This window comes from Daejeonella sp. (assembly GCF_044348475.1).
Taxonomy (GTDB): Bacteria; Bacteroidota; Bacteroidia; order Sphingobacteriales; family Sphingobacteriaceae; genus Daejeonella.
On sequence record NZ_JBIKSU010000067.1, the window covers coordinates 1 to 10,712 of the forward strand.

Annotated in this window: 11 protein-coding genes; 5 read left to right on the forward strand and 6 right to left on the reverse strand. The window is 36.7% G+C overall.

The features are described 5' to 3' along the window. The coding region (locus ACIQZ6_RS10255; protein WP_395810757.1) for an NUDIX domain-containing protein at positions 1-425 on the reverse strand (425 nt) is incomplete at its 3' end. Here ACIQZ6_RS10255 and pyrE point away from each other — a divergent pair. The 3 genes from pyrE (at position 424) to clpB (ending at position 4,339) form a co-directional block, all read left to right on the forward strand. Beyond that, a complete protein-coding gene (pyrE, locus tag ACIQZ6_RS10260; protein WP_395810759.1) occupies positions 424-1,077 on the forward strand; it encodes an orotate phosphoribosyltransferase in 654 nt (217 codons plus the stop codon). The two genes, ACIQZ6_RS10255 and pyrE, sit on opposite strands and share 2 nt — an antisense overlap. Before the next feature lie 9 nt (positions 1,078-1,086). Then, positions 1,087-1,488 carry an SRPBCC family protein gene (locus tag ACIQZ6_RS10265; RefSeq protein ID WP_395810761.1) on the forward strand — a complete coding sequence of 134 codons (402 nt, stop codon included), beginning with the start codon at positions 1,087-1,089 and terminating at the stop codon, positions 1,486-1,488. A gap of 244 nt (positions 1,489-1,732) precedes the next feature. Then, positions 1,733-4,339 (forward strand): ATP-dependent chaperone ClpB, encoded by a 2,607-nt coding sequence (clpB, locus tag ACIQZ6_RS10270; RefSeq protein ID WP_395810763.1) that lies wholly within the window; start codon positions 1,733-1,735, stop codon positions 4,337-4,339. 102 nt (positions 4,340-4,441) lie between these two features. Here clpB and ACIQZ6_RS10275 read toward each other — a convergent pair whose 3' ends face one another. The 3 genes from ACIQZ6_RS10275 to ACIQZ6_RS10285 all read right to left on the reverse strand — a co-directional run bounded on the left by ACIQZ6_RS10275 (position 4,442) and on the right by ACIQZ6_RS10285 (position 7,207). Further along, positions 4,442-4,630: a cold-shock protein gene (locus ACIQZ6_RS10275; protein WP_395810765.1), complete on the reverse strand. Its 189-nt coding sequence runs from the start codon at positions 4,628-4,630 to the stop codon at positions 4,442-4,444. 161 nt (positions 4,631-4,791) lie between these two features. Continuing rightward, entirely contained in the window at positions 4,792-5,886 is a 1,095-nt protein-coding gene (locus tag ACIQZ6_RS10280) for a phosphotransferase enzyme family protein (protein WP_395810767.1), read from the reverse strand. 43 nt (positions 5,887-5,929) lie between these two features. Beyond that, on the reverse strand, positions 5,930-7,207 hold the full coding sequence (locus ACIQZ6_RS10285; RefSeq protein WP_395810769.1) for a DUF5690 family protein: 1,278 nt from the start codon (positions 7,205-7,207) through the stop codon (positions 5,930-5,932). Between the two features lie 185 nt (positions 7,208-7,392). Between ACIQZ6_RS10285 and ACIQZ6_RS10290 the strand changes: the two genes are divergently transcribed. Further along, positions 7,393-8,268 (forward strand): PIG-L deacetylase family protein, encoded by an 876-nt coding sequence (locus tag ACIQZ6_RS10290; RefSeq protein WP_395810771.1) that lies wholly within the window; start codon positions 7,393-7,395, stop codon positions 8,266-8,268. A gap of 12 nt (positions 8,269-8,280) precedes the next feature. Here ACIQZ6_RS10290 and ACIQZ6_RS10295 read toward each other — a convergent pair whose 3' ends face one another. Both ACIQZ6_RS10295 and ACIQZ6_RS10300 read right to left on the reverse strand, forming a co-directional pair. Further along, positions 8,281-8,505 carry a DUF1456 family protein gene (locus ACIQZ6_RS10295; protein ID WP_395810773.1) on the reverse strand — a complete coding sequence of 75 codons (225 nt, stop codon included), beginning with the start codon at positions 8,503-8,505 and terminating at the stop codon, positions 8,281-8,283. A gap of 4 nt (positions 8,506-8,509) precedes the next feature. Then, positions 8,510-9,811: a DEAD/DEAH box helicase gene (locus tag ACIQZ6_RS10300; protein ID WP_395810775.1), complete on the reverse strand. Its 1,302-nt coding sequence runs from the start codon at positions 9,809-9,811 to the stop codon at positions 8,510-8,512. Between the two features lie 154 nt (positions 9,812-9,965). On the opposite strand from ACIQZ6_RS10300, the gene ACIQZ6_RS10305 reads away from it, so the two are divergent. Further along, on the forward strand, positions 9,966-10,712 hold a 747-nt coding region (locus tag ACIQZ6_RS10305), incomplete at its 3' end, for a polysaccharide deacetylase family protein (protein ID WP_395810777.1).

Consider the following 10,712-nt stretch of genomic DNA (forward strand, 5'->3'; position numbering starts at 1 on the left):
ATTTCATATATATGATAGGTATTGCAAACCTTATCTCTGCAACTATCAATCCTAATTCCACATTCTTCCTGCACTTCACGAACAGCAGCCACCCTTGAATTCTCTCCCTTTTCTATTTTTCCCTTCGCAAGATCCCATTTCCCATTCCTAAAAATAAACAGATACTTGTTTGCTTCATTACTAACTATCCCGCCGGCAGCTTTGATTAAAATCATGGCGCGCTTAATTTCTTTAAAAACAGATTTAAATTTTTTGGTTAAAAGAAGAAAAGTTTTAGGACTTTGATGGTTACTGATGCGCTTATAGAAGCTAAAAAAATCAAAATCTGAGACTTTAAGTTCCTGATAATCTTCAATATCTGGAGGAAGTGATTCAGTCAGGATTAAAATTACTTCGTTGATATAAATTTTATAAATTTGAGCCATGACTAATAAGAGTGAAATTGAACAGAAAGTAGCTGAATTTCTGCTACAAATTAAAGCAATTAAATTGCAACCCAACAATCCTTTTACATGGGCCTCGGGTTGGAAATCTCCAATTTACTGCGATAACCGCATTACACTATCCCATCCGGGAATTCGTACTTATATTCGCCAAAAACTTTCTGCCTTAATTCAGGAAGAGTTTGGATCGGCTTCAGTTGTTGCCGGAGTAGCTACTGCAGGTATACCCCAAGGTGTTTTAGTTGCCCAAGAATTAGGTTTACCGTTTATTTATGTTCGTGCCAAAGCCAAAGAACATGGTAGAGGTAATTTGATTGAAGGAGAATTTTCGCCGGGCCAGCGTGTAGTTGTTGTTGAAGATCTTATTTCAACAGGAAAAAGTAGTTTACAGGCCGTTCAGGCTTTAAGAGAAGCGGGTTGTGAAATTGCCGGACTTGTAGGAATATTTAATTATGGATTTGATGCCGCAGAGGAAAATTTCAAAAATGCAAAATGCCGGTTCTTGACGCTATCTAATTACAATGCTTTAATTGAATTTGCTGCTGAACATCATTTTGTTTCTACCGATGATATCAAAATATTAAGAAAATGGCGCGAAGACCCAGAAGGCTGGGGAAATACCATCGAATCTTAGACTTATAGTATGACCATTATAGAAAGCACGGTATCAATTAACAAGCCCGTAAATGAGGTTTTTGAGTTTTTGTCTGACCTGAATAACCATCAGCAGCTGATGCCTGACACTATTTATAATTGGTCATCTACAAAAGATGAAGCTAGGTTTACTATTCAGAATATGGCAAAATTAGCTTTAAAGGTTTCATCCATCACCAAAGACAAAGAAATTAGTGTAAAACCTATTGAAGAAGCACCATTTGAACTTGAACTAAAATGGAACTTAACTGTTGATGAAGAAGGCAATACACAAGCAACTCATACCATTTCAGCCGATTTGAATATGATGATGAAAATGATTGTTTCAGCCCCTCTTCAAAAACTTGTTGATCATGAAGCCCAGGCTTTGAAATCTATACTTTCAACATAGAAATAATCCTGCACTTACCATTCAATACTACTCTATTTAAAACTCCCGCTTATCTTGCCGAGTAATTTTTTGGATTAAAATAACCCAATCCATCCAAGAATTACCTTGTACAGCCCGACAAAATATCAGGCTAAATTATTGCATATCAGACATTTAGTCAGAGCAAATCAAAATTAACAGACATAATTACAGTTCGTTTGTAAGTCTTGGTTTATGGCAGTTAAATTGAGCCTAGTTAAGCACTATGAATCTAAACAACTTCACCATCAAAGCTCAGGAAGCTGTACAAAAGGCTTCTGAAATAGCGAGCGGCAATCAGCAACAAGCTATTGAAACTGCACACCTTCTAAAAGGATTGTTAAGTGTTGATGAAAATGTGATCAGCTACCTATTTAAAAAGCTCAATATCAATAGCAATAGAATTACAGAAGTAATTGATGCTCAGATACAGAGCTTCCCAAAAGTGAGTGGAAGTGAAATCTATCTTTCATCAGGAGCAAACGCTGCCCTGCAGAAAGGAATGACCTATTTAAAAGAATTTAAAGATGAATTTGTTTCTGTTGAGCACCTACTATTAGGCTTATTAAGCACTGGCGATAAAGTAAGCGCGATCTTGAAAGATGCCGGCATGAACGAGGCAGACCTAAAAAAAGCAATTTTGGAATTACGAGGAAATTCAAGGGTTACTGATCAGAATGCTGAAGCCACGTATAATGCCCTGAATAAATATGCCCGAAATCTGAATGAATATGCAGAATCAGGCAAATTAGATCCGGTTATTGGGCGCGATGAAGAAATTAGAAGGGTAATTCAGATTCTTTCGCGCAGAACAAAGAATAATCCCATTTTGATTGGTGAACCTGGTGTAGGTAAAACTGCAATTGCCGAGGGCATTGCCTTTCGAGTAATTCAGGGCGATGTTCCTGAAAATTTAAAAACTAAAACAGTTTATTCTCTTGATATGGGTGCTCTGATTGCAGGAGCAAAATATAAAGGTGAATTTGAGGAACGTTTAAAAGCTGTTATTAAAGAGGTTACCTCAAGTGACGGCGAAATAATTCTTTTCATAGATGAGATACATACCCTTGTAGGTGCAGGCGGTGGAGAGGGAGCAATGGATGCTGCCAACATTCTTAAACCTGCCCTAGCGCGTGGCGAACTTCGTGCTATAGGTGCTACCACATTGAATGAATACCAGAAATACTTTGAAAAAGACAAGGCTCTTGAACGTCGTTTTCAAAAAATAATCGTGGATGAACCCAATACTCAGGATGCCATTTCTATCCTTAGGGGTTTAAAAGAACGTTATGAAACACACCATAAAGTAAGAATCAAAGATGAGGCAATCATAGCAGCAGTAGAATTATCTCAACGCTATATTTCTGATCGTTTTCTGCCTGATAAAGCGATTGACTTAATGGACGAAGCGGCCTCAAAACTTAGGTTAGAGATGGATTCAGTACCCGAAGTTGTAGATGAACTTAATCGGAAGATCATGCAGCTAGAAATTGAAAGAGAAGCTATTAAAAGAGAAAACGATGAGAAGAAAGTAAAAGAACTTTCTGAAGATATTGCTAATCTATCTAATGAACGTGATTCTTTAAGAGCCCGCTGGAAAGCAGAAAAAGACCTTGTTGATGCCATTAACAATCAAGGAGAGCAAATTGAAAGCTATAAACTAGAGGCTGATCAGGCTGAACGTGCAGGTGATTATGGTAAAGTTGCCGAATTAAGGTATGGCAAGATCAAAGAAGCACAAGATCAGGTTGAAAAATTAAAAGTACAATTATCTGAAACACAGCTCGACAACCGGATGCTGAAAGAAGAAGTAACAGCCGAAGACATTGCAGGAGTAGTTTCACGTTGGACAGGAGTGCCTGTTACTAAAATGATACAGAGTGAACGCGAGAAACTTCTATTCATGGAAACTGAACTTCACAAGCGTGTTGCCGGACAGGAGGAAGCAATTGAAGCTATTTCTGATGCAATAAGACGTTCACGTGCAGGCTTGCAAGATAAACGCAAACCTATTGGATCATTCATATTCCTTGGAACTACTGGCGTAGGTAAAACTGAACTTGCTAAGGCACTAGCAGAATATCTATTTAATGATGAACACGCCATGATCCGGATTGATATGAGTGAATATCAGGAACGCCATGCAGTATCAAGATTGATTGGTGCGCCTCCGGGATACGTTGGATATGATGAAGGAGGACAGCTTACTGAAGCAGTGCGAAGAAAGCCCTATTCAGTAATTTTACTCGATGAGATCGAAAAAGCACATCCAGATGTATTCAATATATTATTACAAGTTTTAGATGATGGAAGATTAACCGACAACAAAGGCCGACTGGTTGATTTTAAGAATACGATCATTATCATGACCTCTAATATTGGCTCGCACCTTATTCAAGACAATTTTAAAGACTTAACTGACCTGAATAGAGACCATGTGGTTGCCAAAACTAAAGGTGAATTATTTGAACTGTTGAAACAAACCATACGTCCAGAATTTTTAAATAGGATAGATGAATTAATCATGTTCACTCCATTAAACCGCGACGAACTTAGAGATATTGTATCACTTCAATTCAAAGGTGTACAGGCCAATCTTTCTGAAATGGGAATTGAGATTGAAGCCAGTGATGAAGCATTAGATTGGTTGTCTCAGTTAGGATATGATCCACAATTTGGTGCTCGTCCGTTGAAGCGGGTTATCCAAAAACGAATCTTGAATGAGTTGTCAAAAGAAATCCTTTCAGGAAAAATTGACAAGGATAGTAAGATCAAACTGGATGTATTCGATAATCAGTTTGTATTTTTAAATAATGAGAAAATAGCAGATTAAACTCTGAATTAACTCAAAAAAGGGAACGAATAAAAAATCCCTGCTGATATCATCGGCAGGGATTTTTTAGTTTTAGGATGTAATCTTATTACACTAAATAAATTAAGCAAGTTTTACGTTTACTGCACTAAGGCCTTTCTTGCCTTCTTCAACTTCAAACTCAACTTTATCATTTTGTCTTATATCCTGTTTTAGTCCACTTACGTGAACGAAAATTTCTTTGCCATCCTCTTGGGTAATAAATCCGAATCCTTTAGACTCGTTGAAGAATTTTACTGTACCGGTTTCCATTAATTAATAGTTTAGTTGTTAATTAGTTTTGTGTTACTGCAATTTAGTGAAATATATTGGAATAAATAAACATATAAATTTCAAAAATAATTTAAGAAAAAATTTAATTGAATCATAAATTGGATCAGGCTTGTTTTTTAAGACGCCAAACAGTCAGCATGTTAGCTCTGGTATTTATGTTCTTTCAAACATTTATTTACGATATCTACTAATATTTTCTCGTTTTCATATAACTCATTCAACAACTTGAATTGATTTTTAGTGCGGTCGAGGTTTTGTTCGGCATAAGCAATTGGGTAATAGATATTCCCATTAAGATAATCGGTTAAAAATCTGATTGCCTGCATATAAATCAGGTATTTCCCTGAAAAGAGTATCAGTTCTTTTTCAACCGGACTTAATATCGCACCCATTTCATGCAAATACCCATTTACAATTGCCTCGAAGTATTCTATGCGTATAGTGATCTTGCTAATATCAGGTTCATTTTCAGAATAAGCACAAAGGTAGGTTCGCATCATATCACCCAAATCGGAAATAAATTTACCAGCCATTAAGGTGTCAAGATCAATTACGCAGATTCCCTTCATGCTATCTTTATCAAATAACATATTGCTGATCTTGGTATCATGGTGCATTGCCCTATCCGGAAACTCGGTTGAATTCTTAAATGAATTGAAATAGTCAAGAATAAAACGGTAATGAAGTGCTATACCGATTTCATTGGCTGCCTTTTGTTTTATTTCTTCTGAGGCTAATTCCAATGCATCGGTAAACTGCTTATAACGTAAGCCCAGATCATGGAAACCAGGAATAGTTTCATTTAATTGTGATGCATCAAAAGCAGACAGAAGCTTATTAAGCCTTCCAAATTGTAAGGCAGCCTCATAGGCCTGCATCGGATCACTTAAGGTATCAAAGGATATCGAATTACTTATAAAATATGTTAATCGCCAGTAGACCCCCTCTACAACTGCCATTTCCTGTCCTTTTACAGTTGGAATAGCTTTTACGAATAAATATTCAGGATAATGCTCTCCCAAAAAATCTGCTACCAGCTTCACATTTTTAGCAATGATATCAGGCTTTCTAAAAACATTGATATTTATACTTTGTAAAATAAACTGCTCGCCAGTATTATTTTGAGTAAGCAAAAAGGTTGAATTGATATGGCCAGTTCCAAATGATTTCAATATAACCTCAGCTGGTTTAAATCCATATTCACTTAAAACCGTTTCATTAATTTCGACTTCCATTTCTATTAAAAGCAATTCATAAATCTAAAAAACAAAGTTCAGATTATTTTAGCACTAAGTTTCTATACTTAGCGTAAAAGTAAACTGAAGAAAAAATTGTTAATGCAAGCCCTACAAGCGAAAGCCAAATTACGCTATTAGAGAAGAAGGTGACCCAATTCAACTGAACTTTAAAAATTTCCTTGCTCAGCATCACACCAACACTCCCTACATAACCGAAAGAGTCGGCCAGGTAAATTAAAAACCCAACATTACCCGTATGCTTGAAAGCTGCTATTAAACGGTCAAAAAACACTGAATTAAACGGTATATAAACCATATATAATCCTAAACCTACCAGAGTCATCCACCAAATAGGAGGTATATTTTGATTGGTAAAAAGATAGGAAGAAAATCCTGCAATAATAAATCCCAATCCGATAAAAAAATGTGAAAGCATCAAGGCTTTAAAACTATCCTTTATCATGACCATACTTCCAATAAGCAGGAGGATAATAATCGTTATTGGGGTTTCTGTTTTTGCAAAAAGTTCAGGTTTATCAAAGAATCCCATTTCCTTCCACATTTCAGCGCTAAAATTATCCCGCATATCTCTAAAAATGGTTGCAAAAGCATAAATCAGGATACAAGCAATTAAACCAGGAAGGAAAATCCGAATAAAATTTTTTCGGTCTTGCGCAAGCATTGGAACCCGAGCCGTACGGTATGCAATATCCTTATCATCTGGAGATGGAATTTTTTCTATTAAATAAACAAAGAGTAAGAGCGGAGCAGCAAAAACCAACCCTGTATAAAACGGAACCCAAAATTCTGTAATGCCAAAATTCAGCATCAGCCAGGCACCTACGGTTTTTACAAAGCCTGAAGCAAATATAAAACTCACTGCAAGTGTGGCGCCAATAAAATCAGTACTGCGCCTACCTTCTACATAAGAAAACACTACTCCCCAAAGCATCCCTAAAGGAAAGCCATTGATAAATAGAAAAACGATATTATAGGGTGCTGGTACAAGTGCAAAAAATAACCAACTTAACCAGGAAATAACCGTCAGAAGCATGATAATTTGCCCTCTTCCATGGCGCTTTAGCTCAGATATATATTTAATACCATAAAATTTGGCAAGCATATATCCTAACATCTGACTAATTACCAGAATTGTTTTATAGCTATATCCAGCTACGGTAATGCCGTCAAAAGTTGCAACTGTAAATGATTTTCTAAATCCAAAAACCATAGTATAGGTAAGAAATACGGTCACAGCAGCATATAAGCCTATCTGCAATGATGTTCCTTTAAAATACTTTGGTGTAAAAAAGCCCATAAAATCTGGATTTACATTTTAATTTGTTTGGAAGGTAATAAAACCTTTTTCAATGCAAAAATATCAATGAAGAATTCAAAATAAATTGATAATTACGGAAAAAACCTAAAAGACTTTTACTTGACAAAATATTCAACTATCGATTTAATACTTATCTTCATTAAGAGAATCTAAACATAAACAAAATGAAAGCTCAAGCATTATTCATCATCTTATTTACCTGTTGCCTAAGCCTGTTAAATGCACAAGAAAAACCTCTTCAAATTATGATGATAGGTGCTCATCCTGATGACTGCGACATTAAAAGCGGAGGTACTGCAGCTCTTTTTATTGCCATGGGGCACCACGTTAAATTCCTCTCGGTAACCAACGGCGATGCAGGGCATATGAATGAAGGCGGCGGAATGCTGGCCAAAAGAAGGCTCGAAGAAACCAAAGAAGTTGCAAGACGAATAGGAGTAAGCTATGAAGTACTCGACAATCATGATGGAGAACTATTGCCAACTCTGGCTATCCGATTTGATATTATACGTAGAATAAGAGAATGGAATGCAGATATAGTGATAGCCCCAAGACCCAATGACTACCATCCAGACCATCGATACACAGGTGTTTTAGTTCAGGATGCTGCATTCATGGTTGGAGTACCCAATGTTGCATCTGATACTCCCCCATTGCGTAAAAACCCTGTATTTCTTTATTTTCAAGATAATTTCAAAAAGCCTAATCCATTTCAGCCCGACATTGCAGTTGACATTACTTCAGTGATTGATAAAAAAATATATGGCCTTGATGCCCATAAATCACAGTTTTATGAGTGGCTACCTTGGATTAGCGGCAATCCAGAAAAGGCACCCATTGACCCTGCAGAAAGAATAGTATGGCTTAAGAAGCAAAGAACAGGATCAATCTCGGCAGAAGTTAAAGCTAGCCTTCAAAAATGGTATGGCGCAGAAAAAGCAGAACGAGTTAACTACGCAGAAGCATTTGAGATATGCGAATATGGCAGCCGACCTACCGAAGCGGATATAAAAAAGCTTTTTCCAATGTTAGGAAAATAGCATAAAATAAGACTATTCGGGTTTAGGGCCGCGTTTATAAATGATCAGGCCATTTAAAAAATTTCGTAGAATTTGATCACCACAAGGCTTAAAATTTTCATGTTCTTTATTGCGGAAAATAGCCCCCAATTCAGCTTTAGTTATTGAAAAATCTACTAGTTTTAGAATTTCTACAATTTCCTGGTCGTTTAGCTTAAGGGCTACACGAAGCTTTTTCATGATGTCGTTATTGCTCATAATTTTACCGAGAGATTTCTATTTTGATTTTCTTATTCTTTATTTTTTCGTTTTTTAGGAGTTTTACAATATTGGCGATCTTATTACGGCTCACCCCAGCATATGAAGCATAATCCTGAACTTCGATCAAACCTAATTCATCCTTTTCTAGTTTTCCTTTTTTCATTAACAGGCCAACAATATCAATCTTATTAATCTTATCTTTTCTACCGGCTCCTAAATAAAGAGTTGCCCAAGAGGTATTCTCTGGAACACTAGCTTTTTCTGGTAAAACTTCAATCACCGTTTTATCTTTTAAAAATGAAGGCTTTTCATCTTCAGTAAGAATAACATAGGCTGTTCCGCTTGAATGCATTCTGGCAGTACGCCCATTTCTATGCAAAAAAGCCTCTTCATTATGGGGTAGCTGATAGTGAACAACAAATTCAATTTCTGGAATATCCAAGCCACGCGAAGCAAGATCTGTAGTAATCAAAAACCGATAACTTCCATTTCTGAATTTCAATAAAGCCTTTTCACGGTCTTCTTGTTCCATGCCGCCATGAAAAACCCCATGATCAAGGCCCATATTCCATAATAAAGCACTTATACGGTCAACTGCTTCACGATGGTTACAAAAAACCAGAGTAGATCGGTTTCCAATTTTACAGATCAATGAAAATAAAGCTTCCAATTTATCGGCTGCATCAGAAACCACAGATTTGATGACTAGATCAGGCAAGCTATTGGAATCGCTAAGAAAGTTTACCTCAGCCGACTTGCCTAAACCGGTAAAAGAGGGTATCTCTGTCATTTTTGTTGCAGAGGTAAGAATTCTACGTCCTAAGTTTTTCAAACGACTGATAATAAAGGCCATATCTTCTTCAAAACCAAATTCTAAGGCCTTATCAAACTCGTCGAGTACGATGGTATGAATAGCATTCGGATTAAAGTTCTCGTGTCGAATATGGTAGGCAATTCGGCCGGGTGTACCAATTAAAACAGCTGGCGCTTCAATTAAATTATTTCTTTCTGTTTTTACCGGATGCCCTCCATAAAAACAATTGACCTTGAACCCAGTACCCATGGCTTTAAAAACCTGTTCAATTTGCAGCGCTAATTCTCTTGAAGGAACTAAAATCATGGCCTGAATGCCTGTTTTAGCATGATCCAACCTGCTTAATACCGGTATTAAAAAAGCAATAGTTTTGCCAGAGCCCGTAGGCGACAAAATTACAGTATCGGTATTGCTAGCAGAATTGATCGCAACACGCTGCATCTCATTGAGTGATGCAATCTTTAAATTCTTTAATACCTTCTCTATCATTTAGCCATTTAAATTGCAAAGGTAATGCAATTATTAGCAATCAATTTATTCGTGCCCCTTCAATAATAAATTAATTCAATCTAAGGTTTGGGATGAGTCAATTTTCCTTATTTTCGTAAAACATATTCTACAAAATCGAATTTTCTACCATACCATGAAAACAAAAATTATCCTACCCCTTTTAATGATCACCACAATTTACCTGAGTTCATGTCAGCAAAATTCGTCAAACCAAGCATCTGAAAGCACAGATAGCACTTCTGTAGAACAATTGAACACGGGTACTACTGAAAGTAACGATGAGGAGAAGCCTACTAACACTTCAGGAAAAATAGCCAGCGCTGCCCAGATTCTGGCTCGCCCCCAGGTACCAATTCTTTGTTACCACCAGGTAAGAAACTGGACAGCAACTGATGGAAAAATGGGTAAAGATTATATCGTGCCAATTGCTGAATTTAAATCGCAAATGAAAATGCTTGCAGATAGTGGTTATCAGACCATTTTGCCTGACCAATTATATAGCTATTTAGCCTATGGAACTAAATTGCCTAAAAAGCCCATCATGCTAACTTTTGATGACACCAAACTTGACCAATATACTGTAGCTATCCCTGAAATGAAAAAATATGGTTTTAAGGCTGTATTTTATATCATGACCGTTTCATTGGGGAAGCCAAATTACATGAGCAAAGCACAGGTTAAAGAATTATCTGAAGCAGGACATGTTATTGGTTCTCATACCTATGACCATCAGAATGTTAAAAAATACCAGGGAGATGATTGGATTACACAGATTGAAAAACCAACCAAAACGCTAAAAGAGATCACGGGTAAAGATGTCAAGTATTTTGCCTACCCATTTGGTTTGTGGAACAAAGAGGCAATTCCTGAATTAAAGAAA

Excerpts from the sequence above, each read along its gene's own strand:
- pyrE (WP_395810759.1), top strand. The coding sequence starts at position 424 with ATGACTAATAAGAGTGAAATTGAACAGAAAGTAGCTGAATTTCTGCTA.
- ACIQZ6_RS10265 (WP_395810761.1), top strand. The coding sequence starts at position 1,087 with ATGACCATTATAGAAAGCACGGTATCAATTAACAAGCCCGTAAATGAG.
- clpB (WP_395810763.1), top strand. The coding sequence starts at position 1,733 with ATGAATCTAAACAACTTCACCATCAAAGCTCAGGAAGCTGTACAAAAG.
- ACIQZ6_RS10275 (WP_395810765.1), bottom strand. The coding sequence starts at position 4,630 with ATGGAAACCGGTACAGTAAAATTCTTCAACGAGTCTAAAGGATTCGGA.
- ACIQZ6_RS10280 (WP_395810767.1), bottom strand. The coding sequence starts at position 5,886 with ATGGAAGTCGAAATTAATGAAACGGTTTTAAGTGAATATGGATTTAAA.
- ACIQZ6_RS10285 (WP_395810769.1), bottom strand. The coding sequence starts at position 7,207 with ATGGGCTTTTTTACACCAAAGTATTTTAAAGGAACATCATTGCAGATA.
- ACIQZ6_RS10290 (WP_395810771.1), top strand. The coding sequence starts at position 7,393 with ATGAAAGCTCAAGCATTATTCATCATCTTATTTACCTGTTGCCTAAGC.
- ACIQZ6_RS10295 (WP_395810773.1), bottom strand. The coding sequence starts at position 8,505 with ATGAGCAATAACGACATCATGAAAAAGCTTCGTGTAGCCCTTAAGCTA.
- ACIQZ6_RS10300 (WP_395810775.1), bottom strand. The coding sequence starts at position 9,811 with ATGATAGAGAAGGTATTAAAGAATTTAAAGATTGCATCACTCAATGAG.